Source organism: Amycolatopsis sp. NPDC031561, from assembly GCF_055580625.1.
On sequence record NZ_JBVILA010000017.1, the window covers coordinates 127,720 to 149,833 of the forward strand.

Genomic DNA, 22,114 nt, shown 5'->3' on the forward strand with positions numbered 1-22,114 from the left:
GTAGACTTACTGATCTCATGAGCGCCACACTCGTTGCCAAGGATCTCGCCGCCGGCCACGGCGACCGTGTTCTGTTCTCCGGTCTCGACCTGGTCGTCGCCCCGGGCGAAGTGATCGGTCTCGTCGGTGTGAACGGCGCGGGCAAGTCGACCCTGCTGAAGACTCTCGGCGGCCTCGTACCGCCGGAAGAGGGAAGCGTCCGGCTGAACCCGCCGATGGCCACCGTCGGTCACCTTCCACAGGAGCCGGAACGCCGTGAAGGGGAATCCGTTCGCGCGTTCCTCTCGCGCCGCACCGGTGTCACCGCCGCGCAAGCCGCGCTCGACGCCGCCACCGAGGCGCTGACCGCGGGCGAACCCGGATCGGACGACGACTACGGGATCGCCCTCGATCGCTGGCTTGCGCTCGGCGGGGCCGACCTGGACGACCGGGCGGCCGAGGTCGTCGCGGACCTCGGGCTCACGGTCAACCTCGACCAGCCGATGTTGTCGCTGTCCGGCGGGCAGGCGGCGCGGGCGGGGATGGCCTCGCTGCTGCTGAGCCGCTACGACATCTTCCTGCTCGACGAGCCGACGAACGACCTCGACCTGGACGGGCTGGAGCGGCTCGAGCGGTTCGTCACCGGGTTGCGCGCCGGGACCGTGCTGGTCAGCCACGACCGGGAATTCCTCGCGCGCACGGTGGACCGGGTCGTCGAACTCGACTTCGCCCAGCAACAGGTGCGGACCTATGGCGGCGGTTACGAGTCCTATCTGGAGGAACGCGCCGTCGCGCGGCGGCACGCCCGCGAGGAGTACGACGAGTACGCGAACACCAGGTCCTCGCTCGAGGCCCGTGGCGCGATGCAGCGTTCGTGGATGGAGAAGGGCGTCAAGAACGCCCGGCGCAAAGCCACCGACAACGACAAGGTCGGCCGCAAGTTCCGGAGCGAGGCGACGGAGAAGCAGGCGTCGAAGGCCCGCCAGACGGACCGCATGATCGAACGCCTGGACGTTGTCGAGGAACCGCGCAAGGAATGGGAACTGCGGATGGAGATCGCCGCGGCGCCCAGGGCGGGAGCGGTCGTGGCGACCCTGCGCGGCGCGACGGTGCGGCGGGACGGGTTCACCCTCGGTCCGGTGGACCTGCAGATCGACTGGGCGGACAAGGTCGCGATCACCGGGGCCAACGGCGCCGGGAAGTCGACCCTGCTCGCCGCCCTGCTCGGCCGGATCGCGGTCGACGAGGGCGCCGCGTCGCTCGGCTCCGGTGTCGTGGTCGGCGAGGTCGACCAGGCGCGGAAGCTGTTCCTCGGTGACCTGCCGCTCGTCGAGGCGTTCGCCCGCGAGGTCCCGGAGCTCGCCGACGCCGACGTGCGGACTCTGCTGGCGAAGTTCGGGTTGAAGGCCGCGCACGTCCTGCGGCCGGCGGCCACGCTGTCGCCGGGGGAGCGGACCCGGTCAGCGCTGGCGCTGCTGCAGGCGCGCGGCGTCAACCTGCTGGTGCTCGACGAGCCGACCAACCACCTCGACCTGCCCGCGATCGAGCAGCTGGAGTCGGCGCTGGCGGAGTACCCGGGGACGCTGCTGCTGGTGACGCACGACCGGCGGATGCTGGACGCGGTCGCGACGACGCGGCGGCTGGAAGTGACCGACGGGAAGGTCACCGAACTCTGAGCGTTTAGTCCTCTGGTTGCGGTAGTTGGCATCACGCACTACCGCAACTAGAGGACTAAACGCGGTCTATCTGGGTCAGCCTTTGGTCGCGCCGCCGGTGAGTCCCTTCACGAACTGCTTCTGCAGCGCCAGGTAGAAGATCAGCACCGGCAGGGTCGCCAGGAACATCAGCGCGAACACGCTGCCGAGATCGGCCTGGTACTGGCCGATCGACCGGTAGATCCCGGTGGTGATCGTGGTCCCCTGACTGGGGCCGAGGATGATCAGCGGGTCGATGAAGTCGTTCCAGATCCACACCCCGAGGAAGATCAGGACGCTCGCCGTGGCCGGGCGCAGCAGCGGGAACACGATCCGCCAGAACACCTGGCCCCTGCTCGCCCCGTCGAGCAGGGCGGCCTCCTCGAGTTCCACCGGAACCCCGCGGATGAACCCGGTGAACACGAAGACGCCGAACGGCACGTAGTACCCGACGTTGAACAGCACCAGGCCTTGCAGCGTCGCCATCATCCCGGTCAGCCGGAGCACTTCGGTGACCGGGATCAGGATCACCTGCGGCGGGATCATCAAACCCGCCAGCAGGATCAGCGCGAGTACCTTGGTCCATCGCTTGGCGGAGCGCGCCAGGTAGTGCCCGAGCATGGCCGAAAGCACCGTCAGCACGATGATCGACAGCAGGGTGACGAGCATGCTGTTCGCCAGGCTCACCCAGAACAGGCCGTCGGGCCGGGTGAGCACGGCGTGGATGTTGGTCAGCGTCGGTGGCAGCGGGACCGACGCCGGCTCCTGGGCGATCCGATCGCCGGGTTTGAAGACGTTGACGAGTACGTAGTACAGCGGCACAAAGAAGATCGCGCTCACCAGGATCGCCGCGGTGGGGCGCAGCCACGAACGCCGTGAACCGTCCACTGTGGTCACAGGTCGACCTCCCGCCGCCGCAGGAACCGCAGCACGATCGTGGTCAGCGTCGCCACTATCACCAGCATCACCACGGCCATCGCGGACGCGTAGCCGACGTGGTTCGCGTCGAGGCCGGTGGCGAGGACGTTGAAGGCGATGGTGGCGGTGGTCCCCGAACCCGGCCCGCCGTTGGTGACGACCTTGACGTGGTCGTAGGTCTTGAACGCCGAGATCAGCAGGACGACCGTGTTGATCGTCAGCGACGGCGCGAGCAGCGGCCAGGTCACCGCGCGGAACCGCCGAACCGGCCCGGCGCCGTCGATCTCCGCCGCCTCCAGCAGTTCGGCCGGGACGCCTTGCAGGCCCGCGAGGTACACGACCACGCAGAATCCCAGCATCTGCCAGCACACGATCGACGCGACCGAGTACAGCGCGAGATCCGGATCCGACAACCAGCCCGGCGGATGGTCGACGCCGATCGAGCGGAGGAGGTCGTTGACCGGGCCCCGGTCGTCGAGCAGTTTCGTCCAGATGATGCTGACCACGACCGAGCTGAGGATCACGGGCGTGAAGAACACGCTCCGCAAAGCGTTGTACAGCAAGCCTTTCCGGTCGAGCAGCAACGCGACGCCGAGGCCGAGCACGTTCGGCACGACCACCACGATCACGGTCAGGATCGTGGTGACCCAGAGCGCGGTCAGGAATTGCTCGTCCTGGAACAGCAGCTTGTAGTTCTCGAAGCCCACGAACTCCGAAGGCGGGTTGAACGGGTTGTGGTTCGTCAGGCTGTAGCCGAAGCTGATGAGGATCGGCGCCATGACGAAGCAGAGATAGATGAGGACGCCGGGTGCGCCGAACGAGGCGAAGTGCCACACCCGTGGCAGGATCGGTTTTCTCCGCATCGTGGCGTCAGCGCGCCTTCGCCCACTCGGCGTCCAGGAACGCGCACACGTCGGCCACCGTCTTGCGGCCGGTGATGACGTCCTGGGCGGCCTGGTAGACCTTGTCCTTCATCCCCGGCAGGAGACCGTCGTCCGCGGTCTCCCAGCTGAAGGCGTTCACGACAGCGTTCTTCGCCACGGCCTCCCGGTAGAGCTCGTAGCCCGCCTTGAAAACCGGGCCCGCGTCGGACGGCGGCGTGTAACCCTTGATCGCGGGGAACAGGCCGTCGGCCTTGACCGAGGCGTCGATCTGCTCCTTGTCGAGCTGGAATGCGAGCGCGAACTTCCTCGCCGCGTCGAGGTTCGGGGACTTGGCGTTCACGACGATGCCGCCGCCGGTGTAGGCGGGCACGACGAGTTTCCCGTCCTCGGAGGGGAAGTTGAAGACGCCGATGTCGAACGACGGCTTCTTGGCGTCGGCGCTGGCGGCGAACCAGTTGCCCATCGGGTACATCGCGCCTTCGCCGTTGAGGAAGGCCGCTTCGGTCGCCGAGTAGTCCCGCGAGACCTGCGTCTTGTCGACGTAGCCCTTGGCCACCAGGTCGGCGAACTTGCCGAACGCCTGCTGGAAGGCCGGGTCGGTGAACTTGACCTTGTCGGCCCGCCGCTGGGAAAGCCAGTCCGGGGTCTTGCCGTAGACCTCGACACTGACCAGCCCGTCCAGCAGCATCGCGGACGGGAACCCCTCTTTGCCGCCGCCGATGGTGAACGGCGTGATGCCCTTCGCTTTCAGTTTCTCCGACGCGGCAAGGAGTTCGGCCCAGGTCGCCGGAGCCGACGTGATCCCGGCGTCGGCGAAGAGCTTCTTGTTGTAGTAGACCGGCGGGATGGTCTGGGTGTTGGCGGGCAACTGGTGATGCCCGCCCTTGATCGGGTTGGCGGCCGGGAACTGGAAGTCCTTGAGCTCCTCGGGCGTCCACGCGTAGAGGTTGCCCGATTCGGCGAAACCGGCCGAGTCGACGGCGATCGCGACGTCGGGGAACTGCCCGGACTGCAGCAGTTGCTTGGCGTACCCGGTGCGATCGGTCGACGGGGCGACCAGCTTTTTCACGCTGAGGCCGGGATTCCGGTCCGTCACGCGTTTGATGGCGGTGTCCCAGTAGGACGGCGGCAGGTTCGGTGTTTCGAACGTCAGGAAGGAGATCTCGCCGCCGGAAGTCCCCGTCCCGCCGCCGACCGTGCAGCCGGTGAGGCTCGCGGCGACGAGTAGCGCCGCTCCCAACGCGAAGGACCTTCTCATGCCCCAGTCACCCTTCTCGCGGCGATGCACGGCGTCTCATCTGCGACGGCATTCGATCGGATGTCTAGGGCGATGTCAAGCGGCCGGATGCCCCTTCTGGCACCCGAAACGGGCGATACATCTGATCTATCGGTGTGCTCAGAGCTTGCTCAGCCGGATCACCGCGCTGGCGAAATCGCCCTCCGGCAGGCCCGCCATCAGGCCGTGTGCCAGGAGCGAGGCGCCGTGCCACACCTTTCCGGTGTCCTCGTCGCGATAGCCGGCGGCGGGGTCGAGACCGTCGAGCCGGACCGGTCGTTCGGGAGTGGGGAAATGTGCCGCTTGCCGGAACACGAACACGACCGCGCGCCCGCCATCGGTCGCGACGTACTGCAGCGCGGAAACCCCGTCTGTGGACGGCGGAACGAGCCGGTACAGCCTGCCGTGCTGGACGACCGGCCGGATCTCCTTGTACAGCGCGATCTGTTCGCGGGCGTGGTCGAGGTCGTCCGACGGCCACTTGACGATGTCGCCGCCGATACCGAGCACTCCCGCCATCGCGACGTGGAACCGGAACCGCAGCGGGGTGGAGCGGTGGGTGACGAAGTTGGGGTCGTCGGTGACCCAGGCCGCCATCGCGCGTGCCGGGTACACCTGGCCGTAGCCGTGCTGGATGACGAGCCTGTCGAGCGCGTCGGTGTTGTCGGAGGTCCAGACCTGGTCCGTCCTGGCCATGATCCCGAGGTCGATCCGCCCGCCACCGCCGCTGCACGCCTCGATCCGCAGCCCGGGATGCCCGGCGCGCAGCCGGTCGATGATCCGGTAGACCGCGCGGGTGTGCTCCACCCACAGCCGGTCAGGGTCGCCGTCGGCGGGCCAGCCCGCTTCGCTGAACGGACGGTTCATGTCCCATTTCAGGATGTCGATCCCGTGCTCGCCGACCAGGGAGTCGAGGCTGCCGAACGCCCACTCGGCGACGTCCGGACGGGCGAAGTTGAGGACCAGCTGCTGCCGCAGTTCCGAGCGTGTCCTTTGTGGATAGTGCAGGACCCAGTCCGGATGCGCGCGGTAGAGGTCGCTGTCCGGGTTGACCATCTCGGGTTCGACCCAGAGCCCGAACTTCATGCCGAGCCGGTGCACGTCGCCGATGAGCGGACCGAGGCCGCCGGGGAACTTGTCGCGGTTGACGTACCAGTCGCCGAGTCCGGCGTGGTCGTTGTCCCGCGCGCCGAACCAGCCGTCGTCCATCACGAACAGTTCGACACCGAGCGCCGCCGCCTGTTCTGCTAGCCCGCGCTGGCCTGCTTCGGTGACGTCGAAACCCGTTGCTTCCCAGGAGTTGTAGAGCACGGGCCGGAGTTCGCCGGGGTGCGGGAGGACATGGTCGACCGTGTACGCGTGCCATGCGCGGCTCGCGGCGCCGAACCCGCCTTCGGTGTAGAGCCCGGCGAAGACGGGCGTGGTCAGCGTGTCGCCAGGGGAGAGCCGGGGGACGACGCCGTCCTGCCCGAAGCCGCCGGTCACGGTGAGGCGGCCGGCGGACGAGCGGGTGGTGGTGATCCGCCAGGAACCGCTCCACGCGAGCGCGGCGCTGTAGACCTCGCCGTGTCGCTCGGTCGCTTCGCCGTCGTCGAGCATCACCCAAGGATTGGCGTGATGGCTGGTGATCCCGCGCCTGCTGCCGAAGGTGGTCTCGCCGTGGGGCACCGCCTCCCGGAGCAGTTGGCTCTCGGCGGCCCAACGGCCGGTGACGTGACTGATCCGGTAGTCCGGCCGGACCGGCACGACCCAGGTCGCGGAGTCGGCCCGGATGACCTCGATCGGGTCTTCCGTGCCGCCGTGGGTGAGTTCGGTCCAGCGCTCGATGACGTCGGTGCCCGCCGGGACGCGATAGCCGAGCGTGACGCGCAGGGGATAGTGGCGATCGCGGAGGTGGACGCGCAGTACCCCGTCGCCGATGTCGTGGGAGAGGTAGCGCCATTCGAGGGCGCGGGTCCCGTCGGCGAACCGGACCTGGAGCGCGGGAGTCCAGTAGCGGGTCCCGCCGTCGGCGGCGAGTTCGTCCAGTCCCTCGTTGGGATCGTTGAAGGCGTCCCAGCGTTCTTTGGTCCGGGGGAGGACGTCGGCGAGCTGGTCGGAGGTGAGCGCCGGACCCCAATAGACGTGGGCGGGCGTGTCGTCCTCGGTCAGCCTGAGCGCGTAGCTCGTCGCCGCCGTGCGGATGAGCCAGGAACGGGTGCTCTCGTCGAAAACGATCTCGGCCACGAGGCCATCTTGGTGCCGATGCGCGACAGGGGCCAGGCGGCTTCCGCTTAGCGGTACATCGGGCGGTGGGCCTCGTAAGTGGTGAGGACGGTTCTAACCGTCCTTACCACTCACGAGACGGGACCGGACGTGTCAGCCACCGACCTTCGCGATCGCCACGAAATGCTCCGGCCGCACCCGCACGAGCACCTTTCCCGGTGAGGTCGCGTAGGCCAGCCAGCCCTCCATCGCCTCCTGCCCGGCCTCCCCGAGGTACCGCCGCGCGATCAGCTCCGAACCGCGACGCACCCCGTCGGGGTCCGAAACGATCTCCGCGACACCCTCGACGCTCACGAACGAGTACGGCGGAAGCGGGTCGTCGGCGACCACCGACACGCACGGATTCTCCTTGAGCGCCTTGCCTTTGACGGTGTCCGCGCCCAGGTTGACCAGGACGTCGTCCCCGTCCAGGGCGAACCAGACGGGGACCGCGTGCGGCCTGCCGTCCGGGCGGACCGTCGCGAAGACGGCGGTGCGGGTGCCTTCGGCGAGAAAGGCGCGGCGCTGTTCGTCGGTCATCTTCTCCGGCATCGCTTCATCCCTTCAGAACGGCGTCCAGGCCGAAGGCCGGGAACAGGTGGCTGTCGAACGTGGTGAACTCCGCCGCTTTGCCGTCCACGACACGGAGGAGGTCGAGTTTGAAGGCGCGGAACTCGGTGTCGCCGGGGCGGCGCAGGTACGAGGCGAACGCGGGCATCCGGTTGGCGTCGACCGCGACGGCGCGCCACTCGCCCATCTCTTCGGCGATCCTGCCGTGCCTGGCGAGGTGTTCGAGCCCGATGTAGCAGTTCGGTTCCGGCGGCATGGTGACGCGGACGTCGTCGCGGACCAGGCTGCTCAGTGTGCTGAAATCGCCGCTGTCGTGGGCGTCGATGAGGCGCCGGACCAGCGCCCGTTCCTCTTCGGACGGTGCCGAGGCGGACCAGTCGCCGCGTTGCTGCGGAAGGCGTTCGCGCAGGGTCGCCCGGCCGCGCTGCAGCGCGCTGTTCGCGGCGGGGACCGAGAGATCCAGCAGGGTGGCGGTTTCACTGGCCTGCCAGCCGAGCACGTCGCGCAGGATCAGCACCGCGCGCTGCTGCGGCGGCAGCATCTGCAGGACCGCGAGGAAGGCGAGCTCGATGGTCTCCCTGGCGACGGCGAGCGCGTCCGGCCCGGCTTCGGGCGGGGCGATCTCGTCGAGCAGCCTGTCCGGATACGGCTGGATCCAGGGGACTTCTGCGAACGAGCGCAGTGACGGCACCCGCCGCTCGCTCTTGCGGATCGTGTCGAGGCAGGCGTTGGTCGCGATCCGGTACAGCCACGCGCGGAAGTTCCCGCCGTCGAACGTGTCCAGCCCGCGCCAGGCGTTGAGCAGCGCTTCCTGGACGACGTCTTCCGCCTCGTCGAACGAGCCGAGCATGCGGTAGCAGTGGACGTGCAGTTCCCGCCGGTGCCGTCCGGTGAGCGCGGCGAAGGCGGATTCGTCCCCCGCCTTCGCCGCGGCGATCGTTTCGGTCATGGCGCCTCCCATCGAGTGTTCTTACCCGATGTAACGGCGCCCTTCGGCCGGACTCATCGGTCCCGCGATGACTTTTTTCGCGGGACCACGAAATCGCAGGTCAGGGCCGGTTGGTGAGATAACCGCCCATGGTGCGGAAGTACTCGTTGGCGGCCAGCTCGGTGCCGTCCTCGGTCCGGACCCGCTCGATGACGAGCCCGTGCGACCGGCCGCGGCGTGCTTCGGGGCCGGCGACGATCACGACACCTTCGCCCTCGCGGATGAAGATCCGGCCTGGGGTGCCGCCATAGCGGCCCACCGACACCGAGGAACGGACGACGCGAAGCTGCTTGCCGCGGTGGTGGGTGAAGGCGTTGGGATAGGGGTCGGACTGCGCGCGCACCAGCCGCTCGATCTCCTCGGCGGGCCAGGACCAGTCGATGAGACTGTCTTCGAGGGCGCGCTTGTGGAAGAAGCTGGCCTTCGACCTGTCCTGCTTGACCGGCGTGAAGTCCCCCTTCGCGATGATCTCGATGGCGTCGGTGGTGATCGGCGCGATGAGATCGACCGTCCGGTGGAAGAGATCCGTCGTCGTGTCCTTCGGTCCGACCGGGACGGACCGCTGCAGCACGATGTCGCCGGCGTCGAGTTCGGCGTCCATCATGTGGGCGGTGAGACCCACTTCCGGCTCGCCGTTGATGAGCGCCCAGATCAGCGGCGAGAAGCCGGCGTAGGCGGGCAGCAGCGAGTCGTGGACGTTCAGCGTGCCGTGGCGCGGCATCTCGAAGATCTCGGGTGGCAGCCAGGTGCGCCAGTTGTTGGCGACGATGAGGTCGAGATCGGCTTCCTTCAGCTCCGCCAGCAGTTCCGCGTCGTCGGGACGCTGACGCAGCAGCGCGCGGATCCCGTTGGCCTCGGCGAGATCCGCGACGGAGTCGGACCAGATCTTCTCGTAGGCGTGGTCACTCTTCGGGTGGGTGACGACGAGGGCGACATCGTGGCCCGCGTCGATCAACGCCCGCAGGGTGCGGTGTCCCCAGGTCTGGTATCCGAACATGGCGACCCGCATGGGACCGGCCTCCTCCTGGTCGAGGGATGAACATCACCACTGAAAGTACTAGTTGAGCCTCACCTAACTTAGGTTAGGGTTCCCTGGTCTTCATAGCGAGCTAACGAGATGCGGCTGAGCCGCGCAAGGGGTTCACGATGGCACGAGCAGTGGTCGGCGAACGGGTTCCGGTCTACGACGTGGTCGGAGTCGGGTTCGGGCCGTCGAACCTGGCGCTCGCCATCGCCGTCACCGAACACAACGCCACGCCGGGGGCGGAGACCGTCACGGCTCACTTCCTCGAGCGTCAGGCGCGTTTCGGCTGGCACCGCGGAATGTTGATCGACAACGCCACCATGCAGGTCTCCTTCCTCAAGGACCTGGCGACGATGCGGAACCCGACGAGTTCCTTCAGCTTCCTGTCGTACCTGCACAGCAAGGACCGGCTGGTCGACTTCATCAACCACAAGAACCTGTTCCCGTTGCGGATCGAGTTCCACGACTACTTCGAATGGGCGGCGGAGAAGGTCGACGACCTGGTTTCCTATGGCACCGAAGTGCTTTCGGTCACGCCGGTCTTCGACGGCGACGAGATCGTGTTCTTCGACGTCCACGCGCGCACCGACGGTGAACTGGTGAACCTGCGCGCCCGCAACCTGGTGATGGGCACCGGTCTGCGGCCGAACCTTCCCGACGGTGTGACGCCGGGCACTCGGATCTGGCACAACAGCGAGATGCTGCACCGCCTCGAAGGCATGGCCGCCGAGGAGCCGCGCCGGTTCGTCGTCGTCGGCGCCGGTCAGAGCGCGGCGGAGGTCAGCGCGCTGCTGCACGACCGCTTCCCCCGGGCCGAGGTGTGCGCGGTGTTCGCGCGCTACGGCTACAGCCCGGCCGACGACAGCGCGTTCGCCAACCGGATCTTCGACCCCGAGGCGGTCGGGCGGTTCTACGCGGCACCGGAAGAGGTCAAGGAGCGCCTGATGCGCTACCACGGCGCGACCAACTATTCGGCCGTGGACATCGACCTGATCGACGACCTGTACCGCCGCGTCTACCGCGAGAAGGTGCAGGGGATCGAGCGGCTGAAGCTGATCAACGTCTCCCGTCCCACCGAAGTCACCGACACCGGATCCGAGGTCCGGGTCACCATCGAGGCACTGGAGACCGGGGAGCGGACCCGGCTGGATGCCGATTTCGTCGTGTACGCCACCGGGTACAGCCCGGCGGATCCGACCCCGTTGCTCGGCGAGCTCGCCTCCGCGTGCCTGCGTGACGACGAGGGCAGGCTCCGGATCGAACGCGACTACCGGATCGTCACCGAACCGCCGCTGGACGGCGGGATCTACCTGCAGGGCGGCACCGAACACTCGCACGGCATCACGTCGTCGCTGCTGTCCAACACCGCCGTCCGGGTCGGCGAGATCCTGGAGTCCATTGTGGACCGGCGCACCGCCGACGCGTCCCGGCCCGAGTACGCGGTGAGCGGCATCGGGCCCGCCTGACCGGCCGGGGCCGATTCACCGGATACACAGAAGGAGAACAAGGCATGACGAATCCGTTCGAGAACCCCGACGGCACGTATCTGGTGCTGGTCAACGACGAGGGTCAGCACAGCCTGTGGCCCGAGTTCGTCGAGGTCCCGGCGGGCTGGACCACGAAGTTCGGCCCGGCCTCGCGTCCGGAGTGCCTCGAGTACGTCGAGACCAACTGGACCGACCTGCGGCCCGCTTCGCTCGTCAAGGCCATGGAGTCCTGACCCGCTTCGCCCGACTCGCATCTAGAGGACTAAACGCGGACTCTCAGGACCCGCGGGCGCGCGCGAGTGTCATGAAAGGGGCTTTCAGGACGAAAAACGTCTTGAAAGCCCCTTTCATGACACGGAGCGGGTGGCGCCACCCCCGCATTTAGAGGACTAAATGCGTGCTCGACAAAGACCCACAGCACGAAACAGGGCCGCGAGCGGAAAGCTCGCGGCCCTGTTCCTGCCCGGAACGGCTCAGGAAGCGGGTTTCACCTCGGTCTTCGGATCGCCGTCGACAGCAGCGGCGAGCTGCGGGACGATCCGGTCGACCACGTAAGGCAGGCTCAGCACGGTCACGAAGGAGACGGCGCTGCCGTAGGTGCCTTCGTTCTCGATCAAGATCTCACGCTTTTCCTTCGCCACCTTCAGCCCGGTGTAGAGCGCGTCCTTGCCGAAGATCTCCTGCGCCTTGGCCGGGGTGTCGATGAGCCACACGAGCGCGTCGCGGTCGAGCAGGTCGGTCCGCTCGGCGCTGATGGCCTTGCCGAACTTGTCGCCGATCGCGGCGTCGAGGTCGGCGGGCAGCTTGAAGCCGAGCGATTCGAGGATGCGCGAGCGCGGGTCCTGGCTGCCGTAGACGAAGTAGCCCTCGTAGGTCGAGGCCATCAGGCCCGACTTGCCCGCGAACTCCGGGTGCTCCTTGCGGACCTGGGCGAACTTGTCCTCGACGCCCTTGACCAGTTCGTTCGCCTTGGTCGTGCGCCCGACGGCCTGGCCGACCTTCTTGGTCGCCTCCTGCCACGGGATGCCGTAGTCGTTGTACTCCTTGGGCTGCGCGACGACCGGGACGCCGATCTGGCCCAGTTTGTCGTACTGCTCCTTGGTGAGCCCCGAGTACAGCGCGATGATCAGATCCGGCTTGAGCGCGGCGATCTTCTCGTACTGCGGCCCGTCGACGTCTTTGAGGACCTCAGGCAGCGCGGCGCCACCGAGTTTGTCGGTCGCCCACGGGGCGATGGTGCCGGGGAACTTGCCGAGCCACTCCGTGACCCCGACCGGGACCACCCCGAGGGCGAGCAGCGCGTCCTGCTCGGTCAGTCCGACCGTGACGACGCGTTGGGGCTCCTGGGTGATGGTGGTGCTGCCGTACTTGTGCTCGATCGTGGTCGGGAACGCGTTCGCGTCGACGGCCCCGCCCGCGGAGTTCTGCGCGGCCGGGGTGGCCGACTCGCCGCCACCTCCGCACGCGGTGAGCGAGGCTGCCAGCACCAGGGTGGACGCCAGCACGCCGGCGGTCCTCAGGCGCCCTCGCACGGCGGAGAGGGTGGAGATTCGGGCCATCGTCCGTCCTTTTTGATCGGAGACCCGGCGAAATGCCGGATTAATCGAAATTCAGGTTTGGCTAACCTAAGACGCCGAACGGCCGATTGCAACCGGCGACGCTGCGTCCCGGGTCACGTCTGTGAACGGTTGTCCGACCAGGCCGCCCACAGCGTTGCGTACTGACCACCGGAAGCCACGAGTTCGTCGTGCGTCCCGCTTTCGACGACCACGCCCGCGTCGAGCACGACGACGCGATCCGAGGCCGCCGCTTGCGTCAGCCGGTGCGCTACGACGAGACCGGTCCGCCCTTCGAGCGCGGCTGCCGCGGCGGCTTCGAGGGTCTTCGCGCCCGCGCTTCCGGCTTCGGCGGTGGCCTCGTCGAGGATCGCGATCGGCGGGTCCGCGAGGACCAGCCTGGCCAGCGCCAGCTGCTGGGATTGGGTGACGGTGAGCTGATGCCCGCCTTCACCGACCACGGTCGCAAGACCCTCGCCCAACGCCTCGGCCCACCCGCGCGCGCCGACTTTTTCCAGCGCCGCCAGCAGTTCCGCGTCCGACGCGCCGGGCCTGGCCAGGCGGAGGTCGTCCGCCAGCGACCCGGCGAAGACGTGCACCTCCTGGCTGATCAGCGCGACGGCTTGCCGGGTGGCGGACGGCCCGAGTTCGTCGAGCGGGACCCCGCCGACGGAGACCGTGCCGGAGCCCGGGGTGTGGATCCCGGCGATCAGCTTGGCCAGCGTCGTCTTCCCGGCTCCGCTCGCGCCGACCAGGGCGACCCGCTCGCCGGGGGCGAGGCTCAGGTCGACGTCGCGCAGTACCGGGTGTCCATCCACATAGGAATGGGAGACCCCGGCCGCTTTCACCGACGCGTCAAGGGGTTTCGCGGGCAGCTCGGGCTCGCGCGGGGCAGGCAGGTCGGCGACGCCGATCAGCCGGGCGAGGCTCGCGGCGGCCGCCTGCGCGTCGTCCACCAGCGCCAGCGCGGTGTTGATCGGCCCGAACAGGCTGTGGAAGTACAACGCCGCCGCCGTCGCCGCGCCGATGGTCACCGCGTCGGCGCCCACCAGCAGGAAACCGGCCGCGAGCACGGCTGAGAGACCGACGAACTCGGCGAGGTTCAGCCGGGCGAAGAACGTCGTCATCAGCCGGACGCCGCGCAGCATCAGTTCCATCGCGCCCTCGGACCGCTGCCGGACCCGCTCCACGTGGGCGTCGGCGAGCCGGAACGCGCGGACGGTCTTCGCGCCGCCGATCGTGTCGAGCAGTTGCTGCTGCTGCGATCCCGTCGCGATCCGCTGCTTCGCGTACAACGGGACGGCGTTGCGGACGTACCAGCGCACGGTGTGCAGCTGGATCGGCGTCGCCAGCAGCGCGGCCAGGAGGAACCGCCAGTCGAGGACGGCGAGGGCGCCGAGCGTCAGCACGATGGTGAGAGCCGAGCGGCCGAGTTCGGGCAAGGCGTCGCGGACCGCCCTCGCGACCACCATGACGTCGTTGGTGACCCGCGCGGTCAGGTCGCCGGAGCCCGCGCGTTCGACCTGCTCGAGAGGCAGGCTCAAGGCCCGGTCGACGAACCGCTCGCGCAGTTCCGCCAGCAGGGTTTCGCCGAGCCTCGCGGTCAGCGAGACACCCACCGCCGTCGCGATCGCCTGCGCGACGGCTACCAGGACGAGCGCGACCACCGGGGTGGTCAGCTCGGTCGCGGGGCGTTTCTCGACGACGAGATCGACGATCTGGCCGAGCAGACGGGCGGTGAGGAGCCCGATCGCGGTCGCGCTGACGAGCGTCAGGAGCGCGCCGGCGGCGCGGGCCTTCGAGGTGCGGAGCAGTTCGCCGAGGACGGCGCGGATCCGCTTGCCGTCGGCGGTGGGGAGCAGCTCGCGGGTCATGACAGCACCGCCGCGCGGTAGTCGGCGCGATCGCGGGCGAGGTCGGCGTGGCCGCCTTCACCCGTGACCCGGCCGCCGTCGAGGACGACGACGCGGTCGGTGACGGCGAGGAGGGCGGGACTCGTGGTCACCAGGATCGTGGTCCGTCCTTGTCGTAGCCGGGCGAGCCCGGTGGCGATCTTCGCCTCGGTCACCGTGTCCACCGCCGTCGTCGGGTCGTGGACGACGAGCACCGGCGCGTCGGCGGCGAGCGCGCGGGCGAGGGCGACGCGCTGCCGCTGGCCGCCGGAAAGGGAGCGCCCGCGTTCGGTGACCGCGGTCGCGGTGCCGTCCGGCAACGCCGCCGCGACCTCGTCCGCCGCCGACGCGGCCAGGGCCTCGTCGGAAGCGGCGCCACCGGCATGGACGTTCTCCGCCAGCGTTCCTTCGAACAGGTCCGCGTCGTGCGCGGCGACCAGGACGACTTCCCGGACGCGCTCGGGGTCCACAGTGGACAGGTCGACGCCGTCGACGTGGACCTTGCCCTCGACGGGATCGCCCGCGCGGCCGAGGCAGTCGAGCAGGTCGGTCGCGGTGGCCGGGTCGGTGGCGACGACACCGATCAGCTGACCGGCGGGGATTTCGAGGTCGACACCGCGGAGGCTGCCGTACGAGACCTCGGTGAAGCGGACGTTCCCGGTGGCGGGCGAAGGGAGATCGCCGTCACCGGCCTCGACCGCGGTCGGCGTGGTCAGCAGGTCGGCGACCCGGGACGCCGAGGCGCGGCCCTGCGCCAGCTCGCCGTTGACCCACCCGAAGATCAGGAACGGGGTGAGGAGGAACTGGGCGAGCCCGACGGCGGCGACGAGGTCGCCGACGCTGATCGACCCCGACGACGCGAGGTTCCCGCCGACCAGGGCGACGATCGCGATGAAGATCCCGGTCAGCGCGAGCACCGCGCCGTCGTGCCAGGCCTTGGCCCGCGCGGCGCGCAAGGTCGCCTGGAGCGAGTTCTGGCTCGTTTCGCGATAGCGGGCGACGGCGGCAGGTTCGGCCCCGATGCCCTTGAGGACCCGCAGACCGGAGACCAGATCCGTGGCGACCCCCGAAGCGTGCGCCGACCGCTCCTGTTCGGCTTCGCTCCGACGTTCCAGCGGCCTGCCGATCAGATGCGCGAGGTACAGCAACGGAGGGGTGCCCAGGAGGACCAGGAGGCCCAGCGGCAGCGAGATGCGCAGCAGGGCGACGGCGCTGACCAGGACACCGGCGAGCGCGGCGATCCCGAACGGCAGCGCCGCGTTCACGACCCCGACCCGTTGCGCGTCACTGGTGCCGATGTTGACCAGTTCGCCCGCCAGCTTGCCGCTTTCGGCGCCACCGCCGGGATGCAGGACGCGCCTGCTGATCGCGAGGCGGATGTCGTGCGCCGCCCGGAGCGAGGCCACTTCGGCCGCGCGCGCGGCGAACCGGTAGCTATAGGACAGTCCCGCGAAGACCACGCCGAGTACGGCGAGCCAGAACACGAGCGTGCCCGCCGAACCGCCGGCGACGGCCTGGTCGATGACCACGCCGATGATCACCGGGACGAGTGCTTCGCCGCCTTGATGGCAGGCGGCGAGCACGGATGCGAGCGTGACTTGCCGTCGCTGCCCGGAAATCGCCTGGCGCAGGACGCTCCGGCTGCTGGTGGCCGTTGCGGGCACCGGCGCCTCCGTTCTCTTTCGTCAGTGGGTGAACCTGCCCCGGCTCCGCCAACTGGCCCAGGGGTAGGTAAGGCTAGTCTAAGTAGGTAGCTCGTTGAGGTGGACTCCGGCGTTCGGTCAGCTCGCCTCGTTCGAAGGAGGTTCCGTGGTCGCCACCGAACGCGCGCCCGCGGCGGCGTCCCCGCCGGGCACGGCGGCACGAACGTTCCGCGCGGGCGGTCTGGTGCTCGGGGTCGCCCTGCTGGCGCTCGTGTTCCTGCTCAGTATCTGGGTGGGGTCGAAGAGCATCCCGTTCACTTCCACCTGGTCGGTGCTGTGGCACAACGACGGCTCGACCGACGCGGTGATCATCCACGACCTCCGCATCCCGCGGACCCTGCTGGGGGTCGTCGTCGGCGCGGCGTTCGGCCTGGCGGGCGCGGTGATGCAGGCGCTCACCCGGAACCCGCTCGCCGACCCCGGCCTGCTCGGGGTCAACACCGGTGCCGCGGCCGCGGTCGTCTCGGGTATCGCTTTCGTCGGTGTCACCAGCGTGCTCGGCTACATCTGGTTCGCCTTCGCGGGCGCGGCGATCGCCTCGGTCCTGGTGTACGTCCTCGGCTCGGCCGGGCGCAGCGCCACCCCGGATCGCCTCGTGCTCGCCGGTTCGGCCGTGATGGCGGTGCTCCAGGCCTACATCGTCGGTGTCCTGCTGCTGATGCCCGAGACGTTCAACCAGTTCCGGTTCTGGAACGTCGGCTCGCTCAGCGGCCGGAAATGGGACGTGTTCTGGCAGATCTCGCCGTTCGTGGTGGTCGGCGCGATCATCGCGCTGCTGCTCGCCCGGCCGCTCAACGTCCTCGCGCTCGGCGACCAGACCGGCAAGGCCCTCGGCGCGCACGTCGGCCGCACCCGCGTGCTCGGCGCGATCGTGGTGATGCTGCTGTGCGGCGCGGGTACCGCGGCCATCGGGCCGGTCCTGTTCCTCGGTCTCGCCGTGCCGCACGCCGCGCGCCTGCTGGTCGGCCCGGATCAGCGCTGGGTCCTGCCGTACTCGATGCTGCTCGCGCCGATCGCGCTGATCGGCGCCGACGTCGTCGGCCGCGTGCTGAACCCGCCGGAGGAACTGCAGGCGGGCATCGTGGTCGCGTTCCTCGGGGCGCCGGTGTTCATCGCCCTCTGCCGACGCAGGAAGCTGGCCCGGCTGTGACCGCGATCAAGGAGCACCCACCGATGAGCACCCGCGTCCTGCGCACCCCGGGCGGCGGACTTTCCCTGCGGGTCACCCCGAGGGCGGCGATCGTCGTCGTCGTGCTGGCCGTCGCCGTGTTCTTCGTCGGCGCGGTCAGCATGACCACCGGCGACTACCCGCTGTCCGTCGGCGAGGTCATCCAGACGCTGTTCGGCTTCGGCGACCGGAGCACCGAGTTCATCGTGACCACCCTGCGGCTGCCGCGGCTGTTGACGGCGCTGCTGGTCGGCGGCGCGCTCGCGATCAGTGGCGCGATCCTGCAGAGTCTTTCCGGAAATCCCTTGGGCAGCCCCGACTTCATCGGCTTCACCGAAGGCGCCGCCGGCGGCGCGCTGCTGACGATCATCGTGGTGCACGGCGGGATGCTCCAGGTCTCGCTCGGCGCGCTGGTCGGCGGCGTGGTGACCGCGGCGCTGATCGCGCTGCTCGCGTTCAAACGCGGCGTGCACGCGTTCCGGCTGATCCTCGTCGGGATCGGCGTGAACGCGATGCTCATCGCGTTCAACTCGTACCTGATCACCAGGGCCGCCCAGCAGGACGGCCTGGCGGCACAGGCATGGCTTGTCGGCGGGTTGAACGGACGAGGCTGGGAGCACGTCATCCCGGTGGCGATCGCGATCGCCGTCCTGCTCCCGCCCGCCTTCGTCTACGGCAGAAGGCTTTCCCTGCTGGAGATGGGCGACGACTCGGCCAAGGGGCTCGGCGTGCCGGTCGAACGGAGCAGGCTGGTGCTCCTCGGTGTCAGCGTCGGGCTGTGTTCGATCGCGACGGCGGCCGCCGGTCCGATCGCGTTCCTGGCCCTCGCCGCGCCTCAGCTGGCGAAACGGCTCACGCGCTCGTCCGGACCCGGGCTCGCCGCGGCCGCGCTGATGGGCATGCTCCTGCTGGTGGCGAGCGACCTGATCACCCAGCAGTTGTTCGCCGGGCTGCCCGTCGGCCTCGTGACCGGGGCGATCGGCGGGCTGTACCTGGCCTGGCTGCTGGTGTCCCGGCGCGGGGTCAGCCGGTCTGCGCGCTGACCGGCTCGATCGGCGCGGGTTCGCCGAAGCGGGCGAGCGCCAGCGCCGCCGAAACCGCGAGCGCGAACCCGACCACCGCCACGGCCGCGAAGCCGGGCCTCGTGGTGTCTCCCAGCACGATGACCCCGACCAGGGAAGGGAAGACGGTCTCGCCGATCACCATCATCGCGGTCGAGGTGGTGACACTGCCACGCTGCAGCGCGGTGGCGTAGAACAACATCGCCAGCGCGCCCGCCACGGCGAGCGTGTAGATGGCCGGGTCGGTCAGCAGGTCCAGCGGGGCGAGGCTGGTGAGCACGCGGCCGGAAAGGGCGACCACGCCGAAACACAGTCCGGCGATCAGGCCCAGTGCCGGTGTCCGGATCCGCCGCGGCGCGCGGCCGGCGAGCATCCCGGCGGTGCCGAGCACGATCACCGCGCCGATCAGCACGAGCCGGAAGCCCAGCCCGGTCGCCGCCGAACCCTCGCTCTCCGCCGACATCCCGAGCAGCGCGAGCCCGGCGCAGACGACCGCGACCGCCGTCCACTCGCGACGTCCCAACCGGACACCGAGCGTCCTCGCCGCGACCGCGGTCACGGCGAGGCTTCCCGCCAGCGCGGCCTGGACCACGAACAGCGGCAGCACGCGCAGGGCGGCGAGCTGCGCGACGAATCCGACGACGTCCAGCGCTAGGCCCGCGACGAACTTCCATTGCCGCAGCACGCGGACGAGGAGCTTGGGGTCGACACGATCTTCGTCACCGGAAGTCGCCTTCGCGGCTATCGCCTGCATCACCGAAGCGACGCCGTACGCACAGGCCGCGAAGAACGCGCAGACAAGTCCCCACCACATGGAGCGTCAGCCTAGTCCTGTCCGATGTGTAAGGTGGCCGGATGTCGAACACGAGTTCGAGTGTCGCCGGGCCGGTCGACCGGTCCTGGCCGGATGCCATCGCCGAAGACGAGGCCGGGATCCAGTGGGACTTCCTGCGCTTCCTCCGCGCCACCGCGGTGAACAAGGTCGCGGGGCTGACCAGGGAACAGGCGGCCGCGACGCCGTTGCCGGCGTCCCCGCGCACGAGCGCGCTGGGCGTGCTCAAACACCTGACCGCGGTGGAGCGCTGGTGGCTTTCGATCGAGGCGGGCGGCGCGGACCTGCCGTCACTGTGGGAAGGCTCACCGGATCCGAGCTGGGATCTGACCGACGCGGACGACCCGCGCTCGGTCGTCGAGGCATACCGGGCCGAGTGGGCGTTCTCGGAGTCGTCGCTGGCCGGGGCCTCGCCGGACGAGCGAGCGCGCCGGTCGGGGAAGTTCACCGTCCGATGGGTGCTCGCGCACGTCCTGCAGGAGACCGCGCGGCACGTCGGGCACCTGGACGTCTTGCGGGAGCTGGCCGACGGCACGGTCGGCGAATAGCGCCGTAAGGTGTGCGCATGGCTGACAGGCTGTACTTCCGGCAGTTGCTCGCGGGCCGTGACTTCGCGGTGGGGGATCCGGTCGCGACGCAGATGGTCAACTTCGCTTACCTGATCGGCGACAGGGAGACGAACGAGGCCGTCGTCGTCGACCCGGCGTACGCCGTGGGCGATCTGCTCGACCTGCTGGAGGCCGACGGCATGCGGCTCACCGGCGTCCTCGCCACGCATCACCACCCCGACCACGTCGGCGGCGAGATGATGGGCTTCTCACTGCCCGGGATCGCCGAGCTGCTGGAGCGGGTCCAGGTGCCGATCCACGTCAACGGCGCGGAAGCCGAATGGGTCCGCCGCACCACCGGCGTCTCCGGAGCCGATCTGCGCTCGCACGAACATGACGAGGTCCTCGAGGTCGGCGCGGTGCCGATCCGGCTGCTGCACACACCGGGACACACGCCCGGCAGCCAGTGCTTCCTCGTCGATGGGCGGCTCGTCTCGGGTGACACGCTGTTCCTCGAAGGCTGCGGACGGACCGACTTCCCCGGCGGTGACGCGGAAGCGATCTACCGGAGCCTGCAATGGCTCGCCGGACTGGACGGGGATCCGGTCGTCTACCCGGGACACCAGTACTCGGCCGAACCGTCGGCGAACCTTTCGCAGGTGCGGGACACGAACTTCGTGTTCCAGCCGAAGTCTCTGGACGAATGGCGGCGGATGTTCGGCGGCTGAGCTCGGCGGCGTCCAGATCGCGGGACGCGAGGCCAGCCGATTGACCCGGCCTGCCCCGGAAGCCGAAGCTCGGGACCGTGACGCTCAAGCTGCATTGGTTCCTGCCCACCACCGGGGACGGCCGGACGATCGTGGAGCACTTCCACGCCAGCCGCGACGCGGGCGCGACAGCCGCTCGCGAGCCGAGCCTCGATTACCTCGCCCAAGTCGCCCGCGCCGCCGAAGCCAACGGTTTCGAAGGGGTCCTGACCCCGACCGGGACCTGGTGTGAGGACGCCTGGCTGACGACGGCGGCGCTGATCCGCGAGACGAGAACCCTCAAGTTCCTTGTCGCGTTCCGGCCGGGGACGGTCTCGCCGACGCTCGCCGCGCAGATGGCCGGGACGTTCCAGCGGATTTCGCAGGGTCGCGTGCTGCTCAACGTCGTCACCGGTGGCGACGCGGTCGAGCAGCGTCGCTTCGGCGACTGGCACGACCACGACCAGCGCTACGCCCGCACCGGCGAGTTCCTCGAGATCGTGCGAGGGGTGTGGAGCGGCAAGCCGTTCGACTTCGACGGCGAGCACCTGAAAGTCGAGGGCGCGACCTCGCGCGCGGCGCCGGATCCGGTGCCGCCGATCTACTTCGGGGGCTCGTCCGCGGCGGCGCTGCCGATCGCGGCCAGGCACGCCGACGTCTACCTGACCTGGGGTGAGCCGCCCGCGCAGGTCGCCGAGAAGATCGCGAAGGTCCGTGAGCTCGCCGAGGAACAGGGCCGGAAGCTCCGCTTCGGCATCCGGCTGCACACCCTTTCCCGTGACACGTCGGCGGAGGCGTGGGCCGAGGCGGGCAAACTGCTGGACGCGATCGATCCCGAGCGGATCGCCCACACCCAGAAACAGCTGTCCGCCAGTGAGTCCGTCGGTCAGCAGCGGATGGCGGCGCTGAACAAGGGGAACACCGAAGGCGGCGTCCGCGGGCTGGAGATCCACCCGAACCTGTGGGCCGGGATCGGTCTGGTGCGCGGTGGTGCGGGAACGGCGCTGGTCGGCAGTCACCGTGAGGTCGCCGACCTCATCGAGGAATACCACGCTTACGGCATCGAGGAGTTCGTCCTCTCCGGATATCCGCATCTGGAGGAGGCGTACTGGTTCGGTGAAGGCGTCCGGCCCGAGTTGGTGCGAAGGGGACTATTAAAGGGGTAAGTCAACTCTGGCGGGGGCAGGCTCCCTTTGCTGCGTCCGATGCGGTGAAGGGAGCCTTCGGCGTCGCGGATCTGGACGGGCCGCACGGGACACTTGGAGGCGGGTAAATGTCTGATTGATGCCTATATTCACACTTTGCAAAGGGGGTCGTGAGTGGCAAAAGGGGGTTCTATTGAGGAGAAGGGCAAACGTGGCGTGCTCGTGCCGGTTTCGGTGTCGGGCGCGGGCGGTGTTCCTGCCGGGGCTGAAGGTTCCGACCCACGATGAGCGCCACATCGGCCTCCCCAGGGTGTCGGGGGGGGGGGGGGGGGGGGGGGGGGGGGGGGGGGGGGGGGTAGGGGGGCGCCGGATAGCTATCGGGCCGCATGGTGGACGGGA

The 22,114-nt window shown here is 69.2% G+C and carries 19 protein-coding genes; 8 read left to right on the plus strand and 11 right to left on the minus strand.

The annotated features are described in order from the left end of the window. Positions 1 to 17: 17 nt before the first annotated feature. Positions 18 to 1,655: an ABC-F family ATP-binding cassette domain-containing protein gene (locus ACZ5IK_RS28905; RefSeq protein ID WP_465490575.1), complete on the plus strand. Its 1,638-nt coding sequence runs from the start codon at positions 18 to 20 to the stop codon at positions 1,653 to 1,655. A 75-nt stretch (positions 1,656 to 1,730) separates the two neighbouring features. Here the strand turns inward: ACZ5IK_RS28905 and ACZ5IK_RS28910 are convergent, their stop codons facing one another. The 7 genes from ACZ5IK_RS28910 to ACZ5IK_RS28940 form a co-directional block, all read right to left on the minus strand. After that, positions 1,731 to 2,570 (minus strand): carbohydrate ABC transporter permease, encoded by an 840-nt coding sequence (locus ACZ5IK_RS28910; protein ID WP_465490576.1) that lies wholly within the window; start codon positions 2,568 to 2,570, stop codon positions 1,731 to 1,733. Beyond that, entirely contained in the window at positions 2,567 to 3,427 is an 861-nt protein-coding gene (locus ACZ5IK_RS28915) for a carbohydrate ABC transporter permease (protein WP_465490577.1), read from the minus strand. Before ACZ5IK_RS28915 ends, ACZ5IK_RS28910 begins: the two co-directional genes overlap by 4 nt. Before the next feature lie 34 nt (positions 3,428 to 3,461). After that, positions 3,462 to 4,733 (minus strand): extracellular solute-binding protein, encoded by a 1,272-nt coding sequence (locus tag ACZ5IK_RS28920; RefSeq protein ID WP_465490578.1) that lies wholly within the window; start codon positions 4,731 to 4,733, stop codon positions 3,462 to 3,464. A gap of 138 nt (positions 4,734 to 4,871) precedes the next feature. Continuing rightward, a complete protein-coding gene (locus tag ACZ5IK_RS28925; protein ID WP_465490579.1) occupies positions 4,872 to 6,977 on the minus strand; it encodes an alpha-galactosidase in 2,106 nt (701 codons plus the stop codon). Between the two features lie 132 nt (positions 6,978 to 7,109). Continuing rightward, positions 7,110 to 7,547 carry a PPOX class F420-dependent oxidoreductase gene (locus tag ACZ5IK_RS28930; protein ID WP_465490580.1) on the minus strand — a complete coding sequence of 146 codons (438 nt, stop codon included), beginning with the start codon at positions 7,545 to 7,547 and terminating at the stop codon, positions 7,110 to 7,112. Between the two features lie 4 nt (positions 7,548 to 7,551). Next, positions 7,552 to 8,514 carry an RNA polymerase subunit sigma-70 gene (locus tag ACZ5IK_RS28935; RefSeq protein WP_465490581.1) on the minus strand — a complete coding sequence of 321 codons (963 nt, stop codon included), beginning with the start codon at positions 8,512 to 8,514 and terminating at the stop codon, positions 7,552 to 7,554. Positions 8,515 to 8,614: 100 nt separating this feature from the next. Next, positions 8,615 to 9,562, minus strand: a complete 948-nt coding sequence (locus ACZ5IK_RS28940; protein ID WP_465490582.1) for a methionyl-tRNA formyltransferase — start codon at positions 9,560 to 9,562, stop codon at positions 8,615 to 8,617. Between the two features lie 137 nt (positions 9,563 to 9,699). Between ACZ5IK_RS28940 and ACZ5IK_RS28945 the strand changes: the two genes are divergently transcribed. After that, complete coding sequence (locus tag ACZ5IK_RS28945; protein ID WP_465490583.1) at positions 9,700 to 11,043, plus strand: lysine N(6)-hydroxylase/L-ornithine N(5)-oxygenase family protein; 1,344 nt, start codon at positions 9,700 to 9,702, stop codon at positions 11,041 to 11,043. Between the two features lie 44 nt (positions 11,044 to 11,087). After that, positions 11,088 to 11,297: an MbtH family protein gene (locus ACZ5IK_RS28950; RefSeq protein WP_007029404.1), complete on the plus strand. Its 210-nt coding sequence runs from the start codon at positions 11,088 to 11,090 to the stop codon at positions 11,295 to 11,297. A 240-nt stretch (positions 11,298 to 11,537) separates the two neighbouring features. Here the strand turns inward: ACZ5IK_RS28950 and ACZ5IK_RS28955 are convergent, their stop codons facing one another. The 3 genes from ACZ5IK_RS28955 to ACZ5IK_RS28965 form a co-directional block, all read right to left on the minus strand. Further along, on the minus strand, positions 11,538 to 12,623 hold the full coding sequence (locus ACZ5IK_RS28955) for an iron-siderophore ABC transporter substrate-binding protein (protein ID WP_465490584.1): 1,086 nt from the start codon (positions 12,621 to 12,623) through the stop codon (positions 11,538 to 11,540). Positions 12,624 to 12,736: 113 nt separating this feature from the next. Next, positions 12,737 to 14,494 carry an ABC transporter ATP-binding protein gene (locus ACZ5IK_RS28960; RefSeq protein WP_465490585.1) on the minus strand — a complete coding sequence of 586 codons (1,758 nt, stop codon included), beginning with the start codon at positions 14,492 to 14,494 and terminating at the stop codon, positions 12,737 to 12,739. Beyond that, entirely contained in the window at positions 14,491 to 16,176 is a 1,686-nt protein-coding gene (locus tag ACZ5IK_RS28965) for an ABC transporter ATP-binding protein (protein ID WP_465490586.1), read from the minus strand. Before ACZ5IK_RS28965 ends, ACZ5IK_RS28960 begins: the two co-directional genes overlap by 4 nt. Positions 16,177 to 16,321: 145 nt before the next feature. Here ACZ5IK_RS28965 and ACZ5IK_RS28970 point away from each other — a divergent pair, with 145 nt between their 5' ends. Both ACZ5IK_RS28970 and ACZ5IK_RS28975 read left to right on the plus strand, forming a co-directional pair. Then, entirely contained in the window at positions 16,322 to 17,365 is a 1,044-nt protein-coding gene (locus tag ACZ5IK_RS28970) for a FecCD family ABC transporter permease (RefSeq protein WP_465490587.1), read from the plus strand. Positions 17,366 to 17,388: 23 nt separating this feature from the next. Then, positions 17,389 to 18,426: a FecCD family ABC transporter permease gene (locus ACZ5IK_RS28975; RefSeq protein WP_465490588.1), complete on the plus strand. Its 1,038-nt coding sequence runs from the start codon at positions 17,389 to 17,391 to the stop codon at positions 18,424 to 18,426. Here ACZ5IK_RS28975 and ACZ5IK_RS28980 read toward each other — a convergent pair. Then, the gene (locus ACZ5IK_RS28980; protein WP_465490589.1) at positions 18,407 to 19,258 is read right to left on the minus strand and encodes a DMT family transporter; all 852 of its coding nucleotides are present in this window, start codon (positions 19,256 to 19,258) and stop codon (positions 18,407 to 18,409) included. The two genes, ACZ5IK_RS28975 and ACZ5IK_RS28980, sit on opposite strands and share 20 nt — an antisense overlap. 41 nt (positions 19,259 to 19,299) lie before the next feature. Between ACZ5IK_RS28980 and ACZ5IK_RS28985 the strand changes: the two genes are divergently transcribed. The 3 genes from ACZ5IK_RS28985 to ACZ5IK_RS28995 all read left to right on the plus strand — a co-directional run bounded on the left by ACZ5IK_RS28985 (position 19,300) and on the right by ACZ5IK_RS28995 (position 21,736). Then, positions 19,300 to 19,824, plus strand: a complete 525-nt coding sequence (locus tag ACZ5IK_RS28985) for a DinB family protein (protein ID WP_465490590.1) — start codon at positions 19,300 to 19,302, stop codon at positions 19,822 to 19,824. A 17-nt stretch (positions 19,825 to 19,841) separates the two neighbouring features. Next, complete coding sequence (locus ACZ5IK_RS28990; protein WP_465490591.1) at positions 19,842 to 20,552, plus strand: MBL fold metallo-hydrolase; 711 nt, start codon at positions 19,842 to 19,844, stop codon at positions 20,550 to 20,552. A 77-nt stretch (positions 20,553 to 20,629) separates the two neighbouring features. After that, positions 20,630 to 21,736, plus strand: a complete 1,107-nt coding sequence (locus ACZ5IK_RS28995; protein ID WP_465490592.1) for an LLM class flavin-dependent oxidoreductase — start codon at positions 20,630 to 20,632, stop codon at positions 21,734 to 21,736. Positions 21,737 to 22,114: the final 378 nt, after the last annotated feature.

Coding starts and splice junctions, on each gene's coding strand:
- ACZ5IK_RS28990 (WP_465490591.1), top strand. CDS start 19,842: ATGGCTGACAGGCTGTACTTCCGGCAGTTGCTCGCGGGCCGTGACTTC.
- ACZ5IK_RS28950 (WP_007029404.1), top strand. CDS start 11,088: ATGACGAATCCGTTCGAGAACCCCGACGGCACGTATCTGGTGCTGGTC.
- ACZ5IK_RS28955 (WP_465490584.1), bottom strand. CDS start 12,623: ATGGCCCGAATCTCCACCCTCTCCGCCGTGCGAGGGCGCCTGAGGACC.
- ACZ5IK_RS28940 (WP_465490582.1), bottom strand. CDS start 9,562: ATGCGGGTCGCCATGTTCGGATACCAGACCTGGGGACACCGCACCCTG.
- ACZ5IK_RS28905 (WP_465490575.1), top strand. CDS start 18: ATGAGCGCCACACTCGTTGCCAAGGATCTCGCCGCCGGCCACGGCGAC.
- ACZ5IK_RS28980 (WP_465490589.1), bottom strand. CDS start 19,258: ATGTGGTGGGGACTTGTCTGCGCGTTCTTCGCGGCCTGTGCGTACGGC.
- ACZ5IK_RS28920 (WP_465490578.1), bottom strand. CDS start 4,733: ATGAGAAGGTCCTTCGCGTTGGGAGCGGCGCTACTCGTCGCCGCGAGC.
- ACZ5IK_RS28975 (WP_465490588.1), top strand. CDS start 17,389: ATGAGCACCCGCGTCCTGCGCACCCCGGGCGGCGGACTTTCCCTGCGG.
- ACZ5IK_RS28945 (WP_465490583.1), top strand. CDS start 9,700: ATGGCACGAGCAGTGGTCGGCGAACGGGTTCCGGTCTACGACGTGGTC.
- ACZ5IK_RS28930 (WP_465490580.1), bottom strand. CDS start 7,547: ATGCCGGAGAAGATGACCGACGAACAGCGCCGCGCCTTTCTCGCCGAA.
- ACZ5IK_RS28985 (WP_465490590.1), top strand. CDS start 19,300: ATGTCGAACACGAGTTCGAGTGTCGCCGGGCCGGTCGACCGGTCCTGG.
- ACZ5IK_RS28935 (WP_465490581.1), bottom strand. CDS start 8,514: ATGACCGAAACGATCGCCGCGGCGAAGGCGGGGGACGAATCCGCCTTC.
- ACZ5IK_RS28960 (WP_465490585.1), bottom strand. CDS start 14,494: ATGACCCGCGAGCTGCTCCCCACCGCCGACGGCAAGCGGATCCGCGCC.